General features: G+C 71.6%; 21 protein-coding genes. 12 read left to right on the top strand and 9 right to left on the bottom strand.

The genetic code is table 11. The features are described from left to right. The first annotated feature begins 55 nt into the window (after positions 1-55). Genes Cus16_RS03890 through Cus16_RS03875 form a run of 4 tightly spaced genes read left to right on the top strand, consistent with a single transcriptional unit; the run spans position 56 to position 4,273 of the window. Positions 56-1,390: an ABC transporter substrate-binding protein gene (locus Cus16_RS03890; RefSeq protein WP_069711239.1), complete on the top strand. Its 1,335-nt coding sequence runs from the start codon at positions 56-58 to the stop codon at positions 1,388-1,390. Beyond that, a complete protein-coding gene (locus Cus16_RS03885; RefSeq protein ID WP_083263658.1) occupies positions 1,387-2,346 on the top strand; it encodes a carbohydrate ABC transporter permease in 960 nt (319 codons plus the stop codon). The genes Cus16_RS03890 and Cus16_RS03885 overlap by 4 nt, the downstream gene beginning before the upstream one ends. Next, the gene (locus tag Cus16_RS03880) at positions 2,346-3,257 is read left to right on the top strand and encodes a carbohydrate ABC transporter permease (protein ID WP_083263657.1); all 912 of its coding nucleotides are present in this window, start codon (positions 2,346-2,348) and stop codon (positions 3,255-3,257) included. The genes Cus16_RS03885 and Cus16_RS03880 overlap by 1 nt, the downstream gene beginning before the upstream one ends. Next, positions 3,254-4,273, top strand: coding sequence for an aminoglycoside phosphotransferase family protein (locus Cus16_RS03875; protein ID WP_069711238.1), 1,020 nt, complete (start codon positions 3,254-3,256; stop codon positions 4,271-4,273). Before Cus16_RS03880 ends, Cus16_RS03875 begins: the two co-directional genes overlap by 4 nt. A 43-nt stretch (positions 4,274-4,316) precedes the next feature. Here Cus16_RS03875 and Cus16_RS03870 read toward each other — a convergent pair whose 3' ends face one another. Together Cus16_RS03870 and Cus16_RS03865 are read right to left on the bottom strand one after the other, a co-directional pair. Further along, complete coding sequence (locus tag Cus16_RS03870; RefSeq protein WP_411266595.1) at positions 4,317-5,156, bottom strand: SDR family oxidoreductase; 840 nt, start codon at positions 5,154-5,156, stop codon at positions 4,317-4,319. Between the two features lie 44 nt (positions 5,157-5,200). Continuing rightward, a complete protein-coding gene (locus Cus16_RS03865) occupies positions 5,201-6,046 on the bottom strand; it encodes an HNH endonuclease family protein (RefSeq protein ID WP_083263656.1) in 846 nt (281 codons plus the stop codon). A gap of 179 nt (positions 6,047-6,225) precedes the next feature. Between Cus16_RS03865 and Cus16_RS03860 the strand changes: the two genes are divergently transcribed. Further along, positions 6,226-7,005 carry an aldo/keto reductase gene (locus tag Cus16_RS03860; protein ID WP_069711236.1) on the top strand — a complete coding sequence of 260 codons (780 nt, stop codon included), beginning with the start codon at positions 6,226-6,228 and terminating at the stop codon, positions 7,003-7,005. Positions 7,006-7,025: 20 nt separating this feature from the next. On the opposite strand, the gene Cus16_RS03855 is transcribed toward Cus16_RS03860, so the two are convergent. From Cus16_RS03855 to Cus16_RS03845, 3 genes are all read right to left on the bottom strand, one after another. Next, complete coding sequence (locus Cus16_RS03855) at positions 7,026-7,445, bottom strand: type II toxin-antitoxin system VapC family toxin (protein WP_069711235.1); 420 nt, start codon at positions 7,443-7,445, stop codon at positions 7,026-7,028. Further along, on the bottom strand, positions 7,442-7,684 hold the full coding sequence (locus Cus16_RS03850) for a hypothetical protein (RefSeq protein WP_069711234.1): 243 nt from the start codon (positions 7,682-7,684) through the stop codon (positions 7,442-7,444). Before Cus16_RS03850 ends, Cus16_RS03855 begins: the two co-directional genes overlap by 4 nt. Before the next feature lie 74 nt (positions 7,685-7,758). Next, on the bottom strand, positions 7,759-11,061 hold the full coding sequence (locus tag Cus16_RS03845) for a DEAD/DEAH box helicase (RefSeq protein ID WP_141718785.1): 3,303 nt from the start codon (positions 11,059-11,061) through the stop codon (positions 7,759-7,761). Positions 11,062-11,146: 85 nt separating this feature from the next. Between Cus16_RS03845 and Cus16_RS03840 the strand changes: the two genes are divergently transcribed. After that, positions 11,147-11,596, top strand: a complete 450-nt coding sequence (locus Cus16_RS03840; protein ID WP_189319518.1) for a BLUF domain-containing protein — start codon at positions 11,147-11,149, stop codon at positions 11,594-11,596. 52 nt (positions 11,597-11,648) lie between these two features. Continuing rightward, entirely contained in the window at positions 11,649-11,954 is a 306-nt protein-coding gene (locus Cus16_RS03835; RefSeq protein ID WP_069711232.1) for a hypothetical protein, read from the top strand. Positions 11,955-11,967: 13 nt separating this feature from the next. On the opposite strand, the gene Cus16_RS03830 is transcribed toward Cus16_RS03835, so the two are convergent. After that, positions 11,968-13,386 carry an amino acid permease gene (locus Cus16_RS03830; protein ID WP_069711231.1) on the bottom strand — a complete coding sequence of 473 codons (1,419 nt, stop codon included), beginning with the start codon at positions 13,384-13,386 and terminating at the stop codon, positions 11,968-11,970. 46 nt (positions 13,387-13,432) lie between these two features. Here Cus16_RS03830 and Cus16_RS03825 point away from each other — a divergent pair, with 46 nt between their 5' ends. After that, positions 13,433-13,924, top strand: coding sequence for a DUF427 domain-containing protein (locus tag Cus16_RS03825; protein ID WP_069711230.1), 492 nt, complete (start codon positions 13,433-13,435; stop codon positions 13,922-13,924). 37 nt (positions 13,925-13,961) lie between these two features. Here the strand turns inward: Cus16_RS03825 and Cus16_RS03820 are convergent, their stop codons facing one another. Next, complete coding sequence (locus Cus16_RS03820) at positions 13,962-14,294, bottom strand: hypothetical protein (protein ID WP_069711229.1); 333 nt, start codon at positions 14,292-14,294, stop codon at positions 13,962-13,964. Positions 14,295-14,411: 117 nt separating this feature from the next. Between Cus16_RS03820 and Cus16_RS03815 the strand changes: the two genes are divergently transcribed. The 3 genes from Cus16_RS03815 to Cus16_RS03805 all read left to right on the top strand — a co-directional run bounded on the left by Cus16_RS03815 (position 14,412) and on the right by Cus16_RS03805 (position 15,833). After that, the gene (locus tag Cus16_RS03815) at positions 14,412-14,801 is read left to right on the top strand and encodes a hypothetical protein (protein WP_069711228.1); all 390 of its coding nucleotides are present in this window, start codon (positions 14,412-14,414) and stop codon (positions 14,799-14,801) included. Positions 14,802-14,869: 68 nt separating this feature from the next. Continuing rightward, positions 14,870-15,268, top strand: coding sequence for a DUF6264 family protein (locus tag Cus16_RS03810; protein ID WP_141718783.1), 399 nt, complete (start codon positions 14,870-14,872; stop codon positions 15,266-15,268). A gap of 97 nt (positions 15,269-15,365) precedes the next feature. Next, the gene (locus Cus16_RS03805) at positions 15,366-15,833 is read left to right on the top strand and encodes a hypothetical protein (RefSeq protein WP_069711226.1); all 468 of its coding nucleotides are present in this window, start codon (positions 15,366-15,368) and stop codon (positions 15,831-15,833) included. On the opposite strand, the gene Cus16_RS03800 is transcribed toward Cus16_RS03805, so the two are convergent. Then, positions 15,793-16,407 carry a hypothetical protein gene (locus Cus16_RS03800; protein WP_069711225.1) on the bottom strand — a complete coding sequence of 205 codons (615 nt, stop codon included), beginning with the start codon at positions 16,405-16,407 and terminating at the stop codon, positions 15,793-15,795. The two genes, Cus16_RS03805 and Cus16_RS03800, sit on opposite strands and share 41 nt — an antisense overlap. 141 nt (positions 16,408-16,548) lie before the next feature. Next, a complete protein-coding gene (locus tag Cus16_RS03795; protein WP_069711224.1) occupies positions 16,549-18,015 on the bottom strand; it encodes an APC family permease in 1,467 nt (488 codons plus the stop codon). Positions 18,016-18,138: 123 nt separating this feature from the next. On the opposite strand from Cus16_RS03795, the gene Cus16_RS03790 reads away from it, so the two are divergent. After that, the gene (locus Cus16_RS03790; protein ID WP_069711223.1) at positions 18,139-18,567 is read left to right on the top strand and encodes a DUF6892 domain-containing protein; all 429 of its coding nucleotides are present in this window, start codon (positions 18,139-18,141) and stop codon (positions 18,565-18,567) included. Positions 18,568-18,741: the final 174 nt, after the last annotated feature.

Below are 18,741 nucleotides of genomic sequence, written 5' to 3'. Positions count from 1 at the left end.
ACAGTCCGAGCAAGTGTCCACGCCCCGAGTCAGGAGCACCGTGTCACCATCGCAATTGACCCGACGATCGCTCCTCGCAGGAGCACTCGGGCTCGGTGCCGCCTCCGTCCTGAGCGGGTGCGTCGCGAACAACGGACCGCAACCGAGTACGGCGGCGCCCGGGTCGAAGGCCGACATCGGTGAGGTCGAGGGCACCCTGCGCTTCGCGTTCTGGGGCGGCAGCGACGGCGAGAACACCGGGTTCGCCCGGGCCAAGGCGGGCTTCGAGAAGCGGCACCCGAAGGCGACGATCGAGCTGCAGACCCTGCCGTACGACGGGTTCTTCTCCGGCATCGACCGGGGCATCCTGTCGCGCACGGCACCGGACGTCTTCCGCGTCGACTACACGAGCATCGGCAAGTACACCTCGCACGGGGTGCTCCTCGACATGACGCCGTACCTCAGCGCCGCGGAGTCGAAGGCGTTCCTGCCGGCACTGTACGACGCGGTCCGGTTCGAGGGCCGCACGTACGGCGTCCCGCACCAGACGGACACGTCGGCGATCGCGTTCAGCCGCAAGGCCCTCGACGAAGCGGGCATCGGTGCGGTGCCGGACCGGCTCGAGGACGCCTGGACGTGGGAGGAGTTCGCCGACGTCAGCACGAAGCTCCGGAAGAGCCTGCCCGACGACAAGTACCCGTTCGCCTACGACTGGACGGCGGCCGGCGCCTACCGCTGGGCGAGCTTCCTGTACCAGGCGGGCGGCTCGCTCCTGACACCCGAGCTGACCCGCTCGGCGGTGGACAGCGACGCCGGCAAGAAGGCGATGGCGTTCACGCAGCGGTTCTTCGACGAGCGCTGGGTGCCGGCGAACAACACGATCAAGACGACGGTCTACTCGGACAACTTCTTCCTCAACCAGACGGTCGCCATGACCTTCGTCGGCGACTTCCTGGTGCCCGAGCTGGCAGACGGCACGAACGGGTACCAGGGCGGCGAGTGGACCACCACGTACATGCCGCAGGACCGGGCAGCGGCGTCCGACCTGGGCGGCAACGCGATCGTCGCGACGCGGGACACCGAGAACCCGGAGCTCGCCGCGGCGTTCCTCAAGTTCCTCGTCGAGGAGGACCAGATGCGTGACTTCTGCCAGCGGGCCAACGAGCTGCCGACGCTGCTGAGCCTTGCGGACACCCCGCTCGACTACGCGGTGCGCCCCGACGTCATGGGCGTCTTCACGCAGCAGGCGACGACGATCACCGAGACGGCCGTGCGCGAGACGGTGGTGCCGGGCTTCGCGAGCGTGAACACCGCGCTGCAGGACCAGCTGGAGCTCGCCTTCCACGGGCGGAGCACCAACCAGGCGATCCGATCGATCAGCACCGCGATCGACGAGGCGGTGGCCGCATGACGGGCGCAGCGGAGCGCATCGGCGGTGCCACGGCGGGCGGAGCCGTGCGGCGCGGACCGCGGCTGTCCGCCGGGCGGTTCCGTGCCTCCAGTACGGCCGCCGCCTCGGCCTTCGTGCTGCCGAACGTCGTGCTCATCGTGATCTTCACGCTGCTGCCGCTCGTCTACGCGCTGGTGATCAGCTTCCAGGACCTCGACTCGCTGGGCGGGACGAGCTGGGCCGGTCTCGGCAACTACGCCAAGCTCGTCACCGACCCGGTGTTCTGGCAGTCGGTGTGGAACACCGGCGTCTTCACGCTCTTCACCGTGCCGGTCGGCATGGCGATCGGGCTCGGCATCGCGGTGCTGCTCAACGGGGTGCTGCCCGGCCGGGCCGTGTTCCGGACGATCATCTTCCTGCCGCTCGTCGTGTCCGGTGTCGCGACGGGCGTGCTCGGCGCGTGGATGTTCGACCAGAACAACGGGTTCATCGACAAGTTCCTCGCGACGCTCGGACTGCCGCAGATCGACTGGCAGTCGAGCGGCGGGTGGGCGATGACCGCGGTCATCCTCATGACGCTCTGGCAGCGCATCGGCTTCGACATGCTCATCTACCTGGCGGGGCTGCAGGGCGTCGACCCCGCCGTGCAGGAGGCTGCGACGACCGACGGCGCGAGCGGCTGGCAGCGCTTCCGACTCATCACGTTCCCGCTGCTCGGTCCCTCGACGTTCTTCCTGCTCGTGATGAACCTCATCTACTCGTTCCAGGTGTTCGACACCGTGTGGGCGATGACCCGCGGTGGCCCCGGCTACGGCACGACCACGGTGGTGTCGTACGCCTACCGGGTGGCGTTCGACGAGCACGGCCCGCAGCTGCTCGGCTACGGCGCCGCGGTCGGCATCGTGATCTACCTCGTGACGCTCCTCATCACCGGACTGCAGTGGCGCTTCAACGCTGGACGGGACCAGACGGACTGATGACCTCCTCGACCTGGGACACCGGCGCCGCAGCCTCCGGCCGGTCCGCCGCCGCGGCCACCACGACCGCGACCCGATCCCCGCGGAAGCGTCGCGGCCGCCTGCTCTGGCTGCGCCTGACCGTCGCGGTGATCGTCACCGTGGTGATGGCCTTCCCGCTGTACTGGATGCTGCTCACCGCGTTCTCGACCCGCGCGGACCTCTACGCGCCCGGACTGCACCTGTGGCCGCAGCACTTCACGCTGCAGAACTTCGTGCGCCCGTTCGCGGAGTTCCCGGTGTGGCGATGGTTCGCGAACTCGCTGCTCGTGTCGGTCGTCGTGACCGTCATCACGGTGGTCTGCAACCTGCTCGCCGGGTACGCCTTCGCCAAGCTCAAGTTCCGCGGGCGGAACGCGCTGTTCCTCGTGCTGCTGTCGACGCTCATGATCCCGCCGCAGGCGATCATCGTGCCGCAGTTCTTCATCTCGATCGGCCTGCACCTGTACGGCGGGCTCTGGGCGGTCATCCTGCCCGAGGCCGCGGCGATCTTCGGGGTGTTCCTGGCGCGACAGTTCTTCCTCGCCGTCCCCGACGAGCTCATCGAGGCGGCACAGCTCGACGGCGCCGGCCGCTTCCGCACGTTCGTGTCGGTGGTGCTGCCGCTCTGCCGCCCGCTGCTCGCGGTCCTCGTGCTGCTGACGTTCATGGGGGAGTGGAACGCCTTCGGCTGGCCGCTCGTCGCGCTCTCCGGCAACCAGGACCTGTTCACGGTGCCGATCGGCATCGTCGGCACGCTGCAGGGGCAGTACACGTCGGACTACGGTGCGATCATGGCGGTCAACCTGCTCATGATCCTGCCGATCGTCGCGCTCTTCCTCGCCTTCCAGCGCTACTTCGTCGAGGGCCTGTCGCGGAGCGGCCTCCGGTGAGCTCGGGCTCCACCGGACAGGGCTCGTCCGGCTCGCGCCCGACGGTCGAGGACGCCCGGCACTGGCTCGCCGAGGACTTCGCCGTGCAGGTCGCCGACATCGAGGAGGTCACCGGCGGCACCGACACCTCGGCCGTCGTCTGGCGCGTGGTCGACGACGCGGGGACGGCCTGGGCGGCGAAGTGGACCACCCGCCGCACGGGGACCGGCACGCGACTCGTCACGTCGATGGCCATCGCGGGCATCGAGGGCACCCCGACCGTCCTGCCGACGACCGACGGGCGCGCACGCAGCCGTCGGGCCGGCGGGAAGCTCGCACTGACCCGCTGGTCGGAGGGCGAGGACGCCGCCACCGTCGGGCTCGGACTGGAGGCGTGGGTCGCCTACGGCGCGCTGCTCGCCGACGTGCACGCACACGCCTTCCCCGTGCCGCCGCGTCAGCAGGGCGCGCGTCGGGGCATCCGCCGTCGCCGGCGTCGATACCGCGCGGAGATCCGCACGCTCGACGCCGCAGCCGTCGGCGGGACGGATCCGGTGCTCGACCTCTGGCGTGCGGCACGCCCCCGGATCGACCTGCTGCTGCGCGGGACCGATCTGGCATCGAGGACGCCCGGGGAGCCCGTGCCGTGCCACGGCGACCCGCACCTCGGCAACGTGCTCGTCGAGCCGGACGGCTCGCTGCGGCTGGTCGACTGGGACGAGGCGGTCGTCGGTCCGCGCGAGATCGACCTGCACCTGGTGGAGTTCAGCGTGCTGTTCAAGCCCGCGACCGCGGCGCAGCTCGCCGCCTTCCGCCAGGGGTACGGGCCGGTGGAGCTCGACGAGCGCCGGTTGGTCCGCTACGCCTGCATCCGGGCGCTCGAGGACCTGACGGCGACGATGACCGCGGCGCTCACGAGCGGCGGAGCCGAGCGGGACGAGGAACTCCGGGTCTTCACCGGGATCCTCGCACCGACCGGACCCGCATCGCTCGTCGAGGACCGGCTGCGGGAGGCTCTGGCGGCCGAGGCGGCCTGACGTCCGTGTCAGCCGTCCGTGTCCGCCGCCGGACCGGGTTCGCTCAGTAGGCGGCGGACTGCCCGCCGTCGATCGGCACGACCGTCGCGTTCACGTACGAGGCGTCGTCGGACAGCAGGAAGGCGACGACCGCAGCGATCTCGGGCGCCTCGCCGTAGCGCTTCGTCGGGTTCACCTGGATGAACTCCTCGGCGGCCTTGCGCGGGTTCTCGGCGTCGATCTGCTTCATCGAGTTCTCGACCATCGGCGTCCAGATCGCACCGGGGGCGATGGCGTTGATGCGGATGCCGTACCGGCCGTACTCGACGGCGGAGTTGCGGGTGAGGCCGACCACACCGTGCTTGGCGGCGGCGTACCCGGACTGGTTGCCGATGCCGCGGATGCCGCCGACGCTGGCGGTGTTCACGACCATGCCGGAGCCCTGCTCGCGCATGATCTTGAGGACCTTCTCGAGGCCGAGGAACACCCCGCGCAGGTTGATCGACACGACGCGGTCGAACTCGGCGGCGGTGAAGTCCTCGGTGAGGTTCTGCTTGCCCTCGATGCCGGCGTTGTTGAAGAAGCCGTCGATGCGGCCGAAGCGCTCCGTGGTCGCGGTGACGTAGGCGTCGACCTGGGCCTCGTCGGAGACGTCGGCGACGGTGGTGAGGACCTGCGCGTCGGGCGTCGCCTCGCGGACGGCGGCCTCGGTGGCGGCGAGTCCGTCGGCGGAGACGTCGACGAGGGAGAGTGCCGCGCCTTCGGCGGCGAGGCGGACTGCGGTCGCGCGGCCGAGGCCGGAGCCGCCGCCGGTGATGAGGGCGACGCGGTCGGTGAAGCGGGTGGTGTCGGGCACGGTGATGGCCTCCTGCGGTCTTCGACGGTGAAGTCGATGCGTCTGCATCAGCTTGTTATCTACGCTACACCTGTCGTCCAGGAGGCCCGATGTCAGCAGCGCGCGAGGACCCGTTCCATCGCGTCCCGCTCCGCCGGTGCGACCCAGAGCCGGTAGGTGGTCTTCACGGCGACCTGGTGCTCGACGTAGGTGCAGCGGAACGCGGTGGCCGCGGGGAGCCAGGTCGCGGCGTCGCCCGAGCGCTTCTGCGCGTTCGAGTGACCGTCGACGGCGAAGAGGTTCGCGGGGTCGTTCGCCAGGGCCTCGCGTTCGGTCTGGGACAGCTGTTGCGCGCCGGTGCGCCAGGCGTTCTCGAGCGCGACGACGTGGTCGATCTGCACGAGGGTCGAGGTGCGGTTGCCGCGCACGAAGTCCACCCGCTCGCCGGTGTACGGCGACACGAGCGTCCCGCGCAGGACCTTGCACGGCCCCTGCCGCTCGACGCCGCTCAGGTCGCGGGCGAGGACGTCGTTGCGGGTGTCGCACCCGTTGTGGTCGACGTCGAGCCACGCGGTACCGAACCGTTCCTCGCGGTCGTAGCCGGTCCCGGGCGCCTTCCCCTTGACGGGCAGGAGCGCGAGCTGTCGTCGAGCGGCGTCCGCTGCCGCGGCAGTGGCGGTGGTACCGGTCGCGCCGGTCGTGCGGGTCGCGTCGGTCGCCGGCCGGGAGGCACTGCTCGCCCCCGCCCCGCCGCCCGCGCCGACCGACGGGTCGCCGCTGCTCGTCAGGGCGGCCGCCGGTGTGCGGGTCGCGTCCTGCGCGGCGTCGGCGTCGGTGTCGACCGGACCGGCGGCGTGGAGGACCGCGCCGAGGACGACGACGGCCACGACGACGCTGAGCGTGCCGAGGGTGGTGCGGGTGCGGGAGCGGGTGCGAGTGCGGCGTCGGTTCGACGTCATGGATGGAGCCTTCGTTGATGCGGTGGTGCGGCGGTGCGGTGGGACCGGTCCTGACGGACCGCCCTCGATCCTGCCGTCGAGCACCGACGGAGCCGGGCGGGACACGGCGCACCGGACCCGGTTGTCCGCTCCGGGACGTGCCTCCGAGCACCGGGGGCCGTGCGGCGTAGACACGGGGCATGACCGATCATGCGAACCCCTCCGTGTCCGTCGCCGGTGGGTCGATGCCGCTCCTGGGCTTCGGCACCTGGCAGATCCCCGACGCCGATGCGCCCGCCGCCGTGGGCGCTGCGCTCGAGGCCGGCTACCGGCACATCGACACCGCCACGGGCTACTCGAACCAGCGCGGCGTGGGCAAGGCGCTCGCCGCGGCCGGTCTGGCGCGCGACGACGTCTTCGTCACGACGAAGCTGCCGCCGGACAACGCCGACCGCGTGCGCCAGACCATCGAGGAGAGCCTCGACCAGCTCGGCCTCGACCACCTGGACCTGTGGCTCGTGCACTGGCCGCCGGACGGCGAGGCCCGTCCGGACGTATGGGAGCAGGTCGTGCAGGCGCAGGCCGACGGGCTCACCCGCGCCGTCGGCGTGAGCAACTACTCGCTGGCGCAGATCGACGAGCTGACCGAGGCCACCGGGACCACCCCGGCCGTCAACCAGATCCGCTGGAGCCCGGCCGAGTACGACGCCGAGGTCGCCGCGGGTCTGCAGCAGCGCGGTGTGGTGCTCGAGGGCTACAGCCCGTTCAAGGCGAGCAACCTGCAGGACCCGACGCTCGTCGAGATCGCCCGGGCGCACGACGCCGACACGGCGCAGGTCATCGTGGCGTGGCACGTGGCGCACGAGTTCGTCGTGATCCCGAAGTCGTCGAACCCGGAGCGCATCCGGTCGAACGCCGCGGGCGCACACCTCGAGCTCTCGAGCGACGAGGTGACGCGCATCGACGGCCTCGCCGGCTGACGATCCGAACGACGGCGGGCTCAGACCGGGAACGGTCCGGGCCCGCCGTCGTCGTACAGCTCGGCGATGACGACCCCCTCGGAGCGGGCGATGCGACGCAGCTTCCGATCGAACGTCGCGAGCTGCCCGCCCGCGGCGCGTGCCGTCGCGAGGATGATCGCGTCGGGCATCTGCAGCCGCCGCCCGGCTCGGACTCGTGCAGCCGCGACGGCGGTACTGCTCGTGACCGGGAGGACGGTGACGCCGAGCCGTTCGACGGCCCCGTGCTCACGGTCTGCGTGGCCGCGCTCGGCGGGCCGCACGAGCATCTCGCCGAGCGTCAGAGCGGAGGTGCAGAACTCGTCCCACTCGTGGTCGTCGATCAGGTCGTGAGCCCGCTCGTGCGATCCGTCGTCCTCGTCGAGGAGGGCGATGACGACGTTCGCGTCGAGGACGATCACGGCGCCGGCTCGTCGGTGCGATCGCCCTCCGGCCCGTGGGACCAGGTGCCACGGCTCCCACCGGAGGAACCGCCGAGCAGGACTTCGTTGCCGTTGAGGAGTCGGAAGACGGAGACGCCGCGAGCTGGATCGTGTCCGACGACGCCCGACCGGCGGAGGTCGATCAGCGGGTCCGCGCTCGGGCCGTGGCGCGGATCGACGGGCGGCGGGACGACGTTCAGGATCGGTTCGACGAGCATGGCGCGACGGTACCGAGGTCCTCGGCCGGTCACCAAGGCATTCGTATGTCGCATGTGCAAACCCGGACCGGGCGTCAGGTGAGCAGGGAGCGGATGTCCTCGGCGGTCAGGTCGTCGGCGAACAGGGCGTCGTCGTCGATCATCGTGGCGAACAGCTCGGCCTTCTTCGCGGCCAGGGCCAGGACCTTCTCCTCGATCGTGTCCTCCGCGATGAAGCGCTGCACGTTCACGGAGCGGGTCTGGCCGATCCGGTGCGTCCGGTCCACCGCCTGGGACTCGGCGGCGGGGTTCCACCACGGGTCGAGCACGAACACGGTGTCGGCCTCGGTGAGGGTCAGCCCGAAGCCCCCGGCCTTGAGCGAGATGAGGAACGCCGGCGCCGTTCCGGTGCGGAAGCGGTCGATGACCTGCGGGCGCTTCCGGGTCGAGCCGTCGAGGTACTCGTAGCCGATCCCGCGGGCGTCGAGGGCATCGGCGACCATGCGCAGGAACGTCGTGAACTGGCTGAAGACGAGGGCCCGTCGGCCCTCGGCGGCGAGCTGCTCGAGTTCGTCGAGCAGCAGGTCGAGCTTGGCCGAGGGGACCGGGTCGCCGGGCTCGGAGGCGTCCTGCACGAGTGCCGGGGACAGGGCGAGCATGCGCAGCAGGGTGAGCGACCGGAAGACGATCATCCGGTTCCGCGCCAGGTCGTCGATGAGGTCGAGGACCTTGAGGCGCTCCCGGTTCAGCGTCCGCTCGTACAGCGCGCGGTGCGCCGGGTCCAGCGTCACGCGGACGACCTGCTCCTGCTTCGGCGGGAGGTCCGCGGCGACGCTCTCCTTCGTCCGTCGGAGCATGAGCGGTCGGATCCGCCGACGGAGCCGGGCGGTGAGCTCCGCGCGGGCCTCGCCCCGCAGGTCCGGCGAGCCGAGCGGCTTGACGTAGTCGTCGCCGAACCGCGACCACGAGGACAGCAGCCCGGGAGCGACGACGTGGAACAGCGCCCAGAGGTCGGTGAGGCCGTTCTCGAGCGGGGTGCCGGTGATCGCGAACTTCACCGGCGCGGGCAGGTCGACCGCGGCCCGGTGCGTCTGCGACTGCGGGTTCTTCACGAACTGCGCCTCGTCGAGCACGAGGGCCGACCACGGCAGCTCGGCGTACTCGGTCGCGTCGAGCCGGAGGAGCGCGTACGACGTCACGACGACGTCCGAGGCCGCGGCGGCGCGGGCGATGCGAGCGTGGTCCTTCAGCGAGGTCGCCGTGATCGTCGTCACGCGCAGTGAGGGGGTGAAGCGTGCCGCCTCGTCCGCCCAGTTGCCGACGACCGAGGTCGGGGCGACCACGAGGAACGGTGCTCCGTCCGGTTCGGAGGCGCGTGCGGCGGCGACCATCGCGAGCACCTGCAGCGTCTTGCCGAGGCCCATGTCGTCGGCGAGCACCCCACCGATGCCGTGCTCGCGCAGGAACCGCAGCCACGCGTACCCGGCGTGCTGGTACGGCCGCAGCTCCGCGTGCACGGTGTCGGGCACGGGGACGGCACCGGGGGGCGTGGCGTCGAGCAGGCCCGCTGCGATCCGGTGCCACCGGTCGTCGTGCTCGGACTCGTCGGCGAGCTGGTCGAACTCCGACCAGATGCCGGCCTGCAGCGGTGTCACGGTGAGCGGCTGGTCGGGCTCCCACTCGTCGAGCTCGCGGGCCTCCTCGATGACCTCCTTGAGCCGGTCGAACGCCGGGTCGGCGAGCGACAGGTAGGAGCCGTCGACGAGCTTCATCCGCCGGTCGCGCTTCGCGAGCGCCCGGAGCAGCGGCGTGAAGGGGAGCTGCCGACCGTTGACCGTGACGAAGATGCCGAGGTCGAACCAGTCGTGCTTGGTGGACGGCATCGTCGTGACGCGGATGTGCGGTCGACCGCTGAGCCGCTCGTGCTCGGTCGGCTCGCCCTGCACGACGGTGCGGACACCGAGCCCGGGCAGGGCCGGCAGGAGCTCGTTCACGAACACGGCGGCGTCGGCGTCCTCGACGGTGCCGTCCTCGAACCACGCCAGACCGCCGCCGGGTCCGGACGACTCGGTCTCGTCGGCGGCGTGCAGTGCGGACAGGTCGGGCAGCGGACCGTGCAGGGCGACCGGGTCCTTCCGCCCGTCGACGTGCCAGCGCCACTGCAGGTGCACGCGGTCGTCGGTGCGCGGGGCCCGTGCGGGTTCGAACGTCACCGTGAGCACGAGCTCCGGCGGGGTGCGCTCGGGCAGCTCGACCGACCCGTCGGAGCTGACCAGCCCCAGCGCCCCGCGGAGGCGCGGCGACCAGTCCGCCAGGAACTCGTCGACGGCCTCGCTCGGGACGGTGATGCGAGTGCCCTCGACGAGCATCCGACGCTGGTCCTCGGGGACCGGCGACGGCGTCGGGGCCAGCGTGACGTGGAACTCGGGGCTCTCGCGGAAGGCGTAGACCCCGTGGTCGCCGATCGTCCGGGCGGCACCCTCGGGGACCGGACGGCCGTCGACGACCGCACTCGCCCCGATGACGAGCGCACCGTCGTGGCGGGCGGCGTCGAGGAGCACGCGGGCCTCGGCGCCGAGGACGGCCCCGCCGTCACGCTTGCCCGTGACGAACCCGATGCCGAGCCCCGGTGCCTGCTGCAGCAGCGGCCAGAGCAGCGGACTGCCGAAGTCGTCCAGGTGCACCCAGTCGCTCTCGCCCGGCAGCCCGGCGAGCTGTCCGGCCCGGTGCAGCGCCGAGAACTGCAGGAACCAGGCATGCTGCTCCGGCGCGATGCCGAGCCGGTTCATCGAGTAAGGGAGCGTGCCCCAGGTGAGCTGCCCGCGCACCCAGTTGCCGGCGGCGCTGCGCGTGACGGGGCGGACGCCGAGCCGGACGCTCCGCGAGCGGGTGGGCAGCGCTCGGCCGGCCGCCCGTGCGCGCGAGGCGAGCGCGGCGGGGACCGCGTCACGCAACTCGAACTGGAGCCCGATGGGCGTGCCCTGCGGGGTGACCACCCGGTCGTCGTCACCGGCGAGGCGGGCGAGGTCGTGCCTCCAGTCCGGGGCTGCCGGTGCGGTGACCGGTGCGCTCGTCCGGGGTCCGGCAGCGGCCGCGAGGGCGCGGGCGTTGACGGTGAGGAGCGCGGCGGCGACGTGCTTGCAGTCGCCGCCGAGGGGGCACGAGCAGGTGCTGCGGACCGGGCGGACGAACTCGCCGCGGGCGGCTGTCGTCTCGACGCGGAGCTCGTACGGTTCGTCGGCGGAACCTGACACGGACGCCGTGACCGTCCCGTCGTCGTCGTGCCAGGTGGCGTCCTCGACCAGCCCCGCTCGGACGACGTCACGGGCCCGACCGAAGGTCTGCGGGCCGACGAAGCGGATGACGTCGACGGCGTCGATCATCGGGGCGGCGGGCACGGACCCATCGTGCCAGGTGGGACCGACAGGCACGGCCCGTCATCTGGGGGCGTCGCGAACGGCCGGGAAGGGGCAGGATCGAGGCGTGCTGCAGTCACTGGTGTACATGAGTTCCGCCACCGAGCCGTTCGACGAGGACGCACTCGAGGCGGTGCTCGAGCACGCGCGCGCGCGGAACACCGAGGACGGCCTGTCCGGGATGCTCGTGCACCGCGGTGGCCGTTTCATGCAGCTGCTCGAGGGCCCGTACGACGCGGTGATGGCGACCTACTCACGCATCGTCGAGGACCCCCGGCACGACGAGGTCCGGCTGCTCGTCGAGGAGTCGATCCACACGCGGCGCTTCCCGGAGTGGTCGATGGCGTACGACCGTGAGTCGGACGGCGTCGCGGTGCCGGAGGGGTTCAGCACGTTCCTCGACCAGGGTGACCACAGCGCCGACGCCAGCCGTCCGCGGGAGCTGCTCCGCTGGTTCCGGAACCACCCGATGGCGGACCCGACGGCGTCGAGGGGCAAGCACCGGCGCGACGCCTGAGCGCGACCGGGCCGGTCGCCGAGCGGTCGCTCGGGCCGGTCATACTGGTCCGGTGACGACACTGCGAGGCACGATCCGCTCGACCGAGACGCGCGAGGCCGAGGGGTACGCGACCTCGGTGGTCGCAGCGAAGGAGGCGGCGGTCGCCGCGCTCGACCTCGACGGGTTCGCGCTGACGCAGACGAACGCCGTCGAGAGCAAGGCCACGGGGGAGACCACGATCCGGGCGACGGCGCGGTCGACGGCCACGCGGGAGCACGGGGCGTCGGGTCCGAACTACACGGCGGCGCTCGCGGCGTACCGCGACTCAGTGCCGGACGGGTGGGAGGCGCAGCACGTGTGGGTCGTCGCGGAGTAGCCGCCCCAGCCGCTCAGCCCTCCGGCGCCGCCAGCTTGCTGTGCTTCCGCGAGTACCCGAAGTACACGCCGAGCCCGATCGCGAACCAGATCGCGAAGCGCACCCACGTCTCCCACTGCAGGAACGTCACGAGCCACAGCGACGCGACCACCCCGATGATCGGCACCACCGGCATGAACGGCAGCCGGAACTGCCGGTCGAGATCGGGCTGGCGGTAGCGCAGCACGATCACCGCCGAGCACACCACCACGAACGCGAGCAGGATGCCGATGTTCGTCAGCTCGGCGACGATGCCGATCGGCAGCAGGCCGGCCAGCACGGCCGACGCGATGCCGAGGATCCACGTGACCCGGGTCGGCACGTGGCGCTTCGGGTCGGTCTTCGCGAACCAGGCCGGCATGAGCCCGTCGCGGCTCATCGAGAACCAGACGCGCGACGCTCCGAGCATGAAGGTCACGAGGACGGTCACGATGCCGACGATGGCCCCGATCGCGATGACGTTCGCGACGCCGCCGAGCCCGACCGACGCGAACGCCGACGAGAAGCCCGAGGCCGGGTCGATGTCGGTGTACTTCTGCATCCCGGTGAGGACGAGGGTCGCCAGGACGTAGAGGACCATCGCGATGCCGAGCGACAGCAGGATCGCCTTCGGCATGTGCTTCCGCGCGTCGGTGGACTCCTCGGCGGCGGTGGACATGGCGTCGTAGCCGAACACGGCGAAGAACACCGTCGCGGCGCCGGTCATCACGCCGCCGAACCCGAACGGGAAGTACGGCGAGTAGTTGGCGCTGTTGATGTGGAACACCCCGAGCACGACGATGAGCACCACGAGCGCGACCTTGATGGCGACCGCGACGAGTTCGAAGCGGGCGGCGCTGCGGATGCCACGGGTGAGCACGAAGGCCGTGAGCAGGCAGAGCACGATCGCGAAGACGTCGACCACGTGGCCGTCACCGGTGCCGGGCGCGCCGAGCATCCAGGCGGGCAGGTCGATGCCGAACTGGCCGACGAGGAAGCCGACGTACCCGGAGATGCCGATCGCGACGACGGCCACGATCGCGGTGTACTCGAGCAGCAGGTCCCAGCCGATGAACCAGCCGACGACCTCGCCGAGCACGGCGTACCCGTACGTGTAGGCGCTGCCGGCCTTCGGGATGAGCCCGGCGAACTCGGCGTACGACAGGGCGGCGGCAGCACTGGCGACGCCGGCGACCAGGAAGCTGATGAGGACCGCCGGGCCGGCGACCCCGTTCGCCACGGTGCCCGCGAGCGTGAAGATGCCGGCGCCGATGATGCCGCCGATGCCGATCGCGGTGAGCTGCCAGAGGCCGAGGTGCCGTTTCAGGCCGCCCTCGCCGCCCTCGCCCTCGGCGCCGTCGTCGATCGTGTCGATCGGCTTCCGTCGGAAGATGCCCTGTGTCGTCGTCGTCACGCGCCCACTCTGCTCCTCCTGCGGCGGCGGTGGTAGACCCGTCCCCATGCGCCCCACATCGAGGACCCAACCCGGACCCGGCCAGGAGTCCGTCTGGGACTACCCCCGCCCGCCCGCCGTCGAGGCCGTGCCCGAACGGGTCGTCGTCCGCCTCGGCGGATCGGTCGTCGTCGACACCACCGACGCCGTCCGCGTGCTCGAGACCTCGCACCCGCCGGTGTACTACGTGCCGATGGCGGGCGTCGAGCTCCGCCCGGCGGACGGCTCGAGCATGTGCGAGTTCAAGGGCCGAGCACGCTACTTCGACGTCGTCGGCGGGGACGGCGTCGTCGCACCCCGTGCCGCGTGGAACTACCCGACCCCGGAGCCGGGGTACGAGGACCTCCGCGACAAGGTCGCGATCTACCCGTCGGCGATGGACTCGTGCGAGGTCGGCGGCGAGGTGGTGCAGGCGCAGGAGGGCGACTTCTACGGCGGGTGGATCACCTCACGCGTGGTCGGACCGTTCAAGGGCGGCCCGGGCACCCTCGGGTGGTGAGGGCCGTGGCGGGCACGACCCGCGCCTCCCGTCCGGCTCAGCGTCGCGCGTAGGGCGACCAGAACGGCGGCGGGAACCCGCCGCCCGTGGCGAAGGTGAGCAGCTGCCAGGCCATCATCACCAGGCCGATCGCGGCGAGCACCAGACCCACCCAGGCCCACACCCGCACGGCCCGACGCCGGCCGGCGATGCGGGCCGCCCGCAGGCCGCACAGCACGCCGACGATGCCGAAGACCGCACCGAGGAACACGTGCCGGGCCATGTCCGCGGCGGGGACGATGATGCCCATCCAGAGCGACAGCGGGGCGAGCAGGACGGAGACCGTCGCCAGCGCGGCGGGTGGCTCGTGGTCCCGAGCGACGGCTCCCATGCGTCCGAATGTACCGACCTGCGGGCGCACCTGCGCGTCCCAGCGTGGGGGACTGCCGGGGGAGCCGGCCCAGCCGCCACGCCGGACGGCGGCGGTGCGAGCGAGCACAGTGGACGCATGCGTACCTTCGTCCGTGTCCTCCTCGGCCTCGCGCTCGTCTTCGCCGGCACGAGCCACCTCACCTTCGCCCGCCGCGACTTCCGGGCACAGGTCCCGGACTTCGTGCCGCTCGACACGGACACGACCGTGCTCGCCTCCGGGGTGGCGGAGATCGGTCTCGGGAGCGCGATCCTGCTCGCGCCGCGCCGTCGGCGGAAGGCCGTCGGCAGCATCGCGGCGCTGTTCTTCACGGTGATCTTCCCGGGCAACCTCTCGCAGTGGGTCAACCGCCGCAGCGCGTTCGGCCTCGACACGGACGAGAAGCGCGTCGCCCGGCTGTTCGGGCAGCCCCTCCTCATCTGGGCCGCCCTCTGGTCGACGCGCGGCTCCGCCGGCGCCCGTCGCTGATGGTCCGGCCGGCCGCGCCGCACGACCCGGACGTCGCGTCCGGGCGGCGGACCGCGGTCGGGACGGCCGTGCGGGACGACCCGGGGTCGCCGACGGTCGGACGGGAGGCGCGGCACACCCTCCAGGGGCGCCGGCACGTCGTCGACGTGGTCACGACGGTCGTCCTGCTGGTGCTGTCGGCGGTCGAGTCGGTGGCCGCCGCGGGCGGCATCGTCTTCCTGTCGATGGCCTTCCACTCGTGCTCGGCCCCGGGCAACGCCTGCGACGTCGGGCTGGGCGGTGCCGTGGTGTACGCGGGGCCGGTCGTCGTGGCCCTCGTCTTCGTGACGGTGACGGTCGCGTGCGTGCTGCGACTGGTGCGGCGTCGGTGGGCGTGGCCCGTCGCGCTCGTCGGCATCGCGGCACAGGTCGTCGTGTTCTCGGGGGCCCTGCTGCTCGTCGACAGCGCCGTGCAGCACGGTGTCTGACGGGCGTCCTCCTGCACAGTCCGACTGCTGAGGGCGTCGGTCCACAACCGGGTGCCGGTGTGCTGGGCGGGGGCTGCGTCGGCGCGATGCTCGGAGCATGACCGGAACCGACGTGCTCGACCACCTCTTCACCACACCCGCCCGCACCGACGCCGACGTCGTCGCCCTCGTGACGGGCGTCGTCGGGAAGCCGCTCCGACGACAGTGCTGGGTGCTGTTCCTCGACGAACGGGCGCTCCCGGTGCCGTTCCTGCTGCCGGTGTCGGACCTGCCGCTGCAGCCGGACGACCACGTCGAGGACTTCGCGACGCTCGTGGCCGAGGTCTGCGTGGACGAGTCCGCGACGGAGGTCGTGCTCGTCTGGGAACGCCCCGGCGCCACCCGGCTCTTCCCCGTCGACCGGGAGTGGGTCGAGGCGTGCGACCGCGCCTTCGCGGAACGTGCCGTGCGGCTGCGTGCGCAGGTTGTCGTGCACGCCGGGGGTACCCGCGTGTTCGATGCCGACGAGCCCGACGACCTCGAGCTCAGCCCTGCGGGGCCGTGTCCGGGACGGTCTGCCCGGTGAGGCCCTCGACGACGGCCTTCGCCTCCGGCCAGAACTTCGCGTAGTGGTCGGGGTCCGCGTTGATCTGCACCGCGTGCGCCATCTCGGTCGGCGACATCGTCTTCCAGCCGGGGGTCTTCACGAGCTTCGTGTAGAACATCGTCGCCGCGGTGTACGGGTCCATCCGCTGCTCGTAGGTGCCCCACGCGCCGTTGTCGCGCTGCTGGAACAGTCCGCGGCTGTCGGGTCCGGCGGCGTCGCCGTGGTCGAGGTTCACGAGGCTCGACTCGCCGATCGCGGTCATCACCCCGACCGCCTGGGTGTGCGGGCCGATGCCGAGTGCCTGCGCGGCGTCGATGACGTGGGCGGCGTTCACCAGGCGGTCCTGGCAGAAGCCGCCGACCGGACCGGCGGGGACCACGATGCCGCCGATCGTGACCGACGGCTTCTCGGGGCACGCCGGGGCCGCCGTGACCTCGCGGGCGGCGCCGGTGAGCGAGTGCACCGCGATGACGACGACCACGACCACGCCGATGACGGCGGCGACCACGCCGGCGCCGAACACCGAGGCGATCGTGATGCCGGCGCGGCGCATGCGGGGGTCCTTCCGGGCGAGGCGGACCGGCGGTGGTGCCGCGGCCCGTCGAGTGCAGAGCACGACGAGCGTAGGTGCACCGTCTGGGAACCGCACCCGCCCGATCGGGGGTGTCGCGCCGTCGGGCGGTCGCGCCGCCGGTCAGTCGCGGGAGCCGCCGGGATCGCGGTCGTCGTCCCGGTGCACGACCGCCGTGGGCTCCGTGACCAACCCGGTCGGGGCCTTCTCGGCCTGCTTCCGGCCGTGCGTGAACCACGTGACGACCCAGAGCAGCACGCCGAGGGCCAGGAGTGCGCCCGCGATCTGGTACTGCTGCGGGTCGCGTCCGGACGAGAACGGCGCCACGAGCCACACGCAGGTCACGACACCGATGACGGGGATCACGACCCCGGCGCGGAAGTGCTTGTGCTCCACGCGGTCGCGCCGGAGCACGAGCACCGCGGCGTTGACGACGGCGAACACCGACAGCAGGAGCAGCGACGTCGTGCCGCCGAGGACGACGACGATGGGGGAGTCGGGGTCGAGCGAGACCCAGCCGATGAGCAGCAGCGAGATGGCCGTCGTGAAGACGATGGCCGTCGACGGCGTGCGACGGGTCGGCGACACCCGCGACAGGAAGCCGGGCAGGACACCCTGCTTGCTCATGCCGTACAGCAGGCGCGACGCCATCATCATGTTGATCAGCGCGGTGTTGGCGACGGCGAACATCGAGATGAAGGGCAGCAGGTCGGCGATCGGGAAGTCCGGGGCGGCGGTCTGCACGGTGGTCACGAGCGGCGTCTCGTTGCCCGCGAGCTCGCCGATGGGCACGATCGCCACGGCGCAGATCGACACGAGCACGTAGATGACCGCGGTGATGCCCAGGCCGGTCAGCATCACCTTCGGGAAGATCCGCGACGGGTCCTTGGTCTCCTCGGCCATGTTCACCGAGTCCTCGAAACCGACCATCGCGAAGAACGCCAGCGACGTCGCGGTGGACACCGACAGCAGCAGCGACTTGTCCTCGGGGGTGTCGAACATCACGACCCGCGAGAAGTCCGCGTTGCCGCCCGCGATCGCCCAGAAGCCGATGAGGATCACCATCACGAGCCCGGACAGCTCCACGAGGGTGAGCACGACGTTCGTCTTCACGCTCTCGCTGACACCGCGGAAGTTCACCGCCATCACGGCGAGCATGAAGCCCATCGCGATCAGCATCACGACCGCGTTCGGCAGTTCGAGCCCGAACCCGACGCCGAGGTTCGCGGCGAACGCACGTGACGCCGTGGACGCCGACGTGATGCCGGAGCACATCACGATGAAGGTCACGATGAACGTGACGAAGTGGATGCCGAACGCCTTGTGCACGTAGAGCGCGGCACCCGCCGTCTGCGGGTACTTGGTGACGAGCTCCAGGTACGAGAACGCGGTGAGCAGTGCGACCGCGAACGCGATGAGGAAGGGGAGCCACGCTGCTCCGCCGACCTCGGCCGCGACCTGCCCGGTCAGTGCGTAGACGCCGGTGCCGAGGATGTCGCCGACGATGAAGAGCAGCAGCAGCTTGGGGCCGAGCACGCGCTTGAGCGTCGGCTGTTCCTGCTGCTGGCGGTCCGTGTTGGTGGTGGCCATGCGTCACCCTTTCCCGGTTCGAGGCTCGCTGTCAACTTCCTCAGACTCCTCCCCGGAGGTCGCAACACGCCCGTAGCGCGGCAGCCGAGCGCTTCCGAGGGGGCGGTGGCTACGCTCCGAGCCATGTACGACGATTCCGACACCACTGAAGAACCCGTCGAGTTCGCCGACTTCAACGCGAAGCTGCTGGTGCTCGACGTCCTCTGCTACGACCTCGACGTGCTCGAGCCGTACGCCCCCGACGAGGACGAGGACACCGGCGAGGACCTGGACGTCGAGGGCCAGGACGACCGCGCGCGCCAGTACTACGACGAGCTCGACCTCCTGCCGTCGCACCTGGCCCTGGTGACCGAGCTGACCGTCGACACCGACCTCGAGGTCCTGCAGGACGTGCACCCCGGCTGGGACGGCTCCGACGACCGGTACGACCCGCAGAACTGGGACGACCTGCTCGACCTCCCGGCCCTGGCCACCGTCTACGCCGCGGCACCGCTGCCCGCGCACGTCGCCGATCGGCTCGCCGCGAAGGGCGTCGAGGTGCAGTCCGCCTGACCGGCCCGTGTCCCGGTCGTCGTCGGCGGCGGGGTTGCGACGTTCCACGCGTCGATCGACACGGGTGATGTCGCTCCGTGCGTCCGCACCGGATGCCGGCGCATCGTCCGACATCGCGCTCGTCGAACGACGCGTGCGATGTCGCAGGTCGTGTGCGACCGCGCCGCAGAACGG

The organism is Curtobacterium sp. ER1/6 (genome assembly GCF_001742745.1).
Taxonomy (GTDB): domain Bacteria; phylum Actinomycetota; class Actinomycetes; order Actinomycetales; family Microbacteriaceae; genus Curtobacterium; species Curtobacterium citri.
Note: the sequence above shows the minus strand (reverse complement) of the source record. Positions and strands in the feature narration are given on the sequence as shown.

What these genes read in the sequence shown, in the direction of transcription:
- Cus16_RS03885 (WP_083263658.1), top strand. Translation starts at nt 1,387, where the DNA reads ATGACGGGCGCAGCGGAGCGCATCGGCGGTGCCACGGCGGGCGGAGCC.
- Cus16_RS03880 (WP_083263657.1), top strand. Translation starts at nt 2,346, where the DNA reads ATGACCTCCTCGACCTGGGACACCGGCGCCGCAGCCTCCGGCCGGTCC.
- Cus16_RS03870 (WP_411266595.1), bottom strand. Translation starts at nt 5,156, where the DNA reads ATGCAGACGCATCGACTTCACCGTCGAAGACCGCAGGAGGCCATCACC.
- Cus16_RS03865 (WP_083263656.1), bottom strand. Translation starts at nt 6,046, where the DNA reads ATGACGTCGAACCGACGCCGCACTCGCACCCGCTCCCGCACCCGCACC.
- Cus16_RS03860 (WP_069711236.1), top strand. Translation starts at nt 6,226, where the DNA reads ATGACCGATCATGCGAACCCCTCCGTGTCCGTCGCCGGTGGGTCGATG.
- Cus16_RS03850 (WP_069711234.1), bottom strand. Translation starts at nt 7,684, where the DNA reads ATGCTCGTCGAACCGATCCTGAACGTCGTCCCGCCGCCCGTCGATCCG.
- Cus16_RS03825 (WP_069711230.1), top strand. Translation starts at nt 13,433, where the DNA reads ATGCGCCCCACATCGAGGACCCAACCCGGACCCGGCCAGGAGTCCGTC.
- Cus16_RS03820 (WP_069711229.1), bottom strand. Translation starts at nt 14,294, where the DNA reads ATGGGAGCCGTCGCTCGGGACCACGAGCCACCCGCCGCGCTGGCGACG.
- Cus16_RS03815 (WP_069711228.1), top strand. Translation starts at nt 14,412, where the DNA reads ATGCGTACCTTCGTCCGTGTCCTCCTCGGCCTCGCGCTCGTCTTCGCC.
- Cus16_RS03805 (WP_069711226.1), top strand. Translation starts at nt 15,366, where the DNA reads ATGACCGGAACCGACGTGCTCGACCACCTCTTCACCACACCCGCCCGC.
- Cus16_RS03800 (WP_069711225.1), bottom strand. Translation starts at nt 16,407, where the DNA reads ATGCGCCGCGCCGGCATCACGATCGCCTCGGTGTTCGGCGCCGGCGTG.
- Cus16_RS03795 (WP_069711224.1), bottom strand. Translation starts at nt 18,015, where the DNA reads ATGGCCACCACCAACACGGACCGCCAGCAGCAGGAACAGCCGACGCTC.
- Cus16_RS03790 (WP_069711223.1), top strand. Translation starts at nt 18,139, where the DNA reads ATGTACGACGATTCCGACACCACTGAAGAACCCGTCGAGTTCGCCGAC.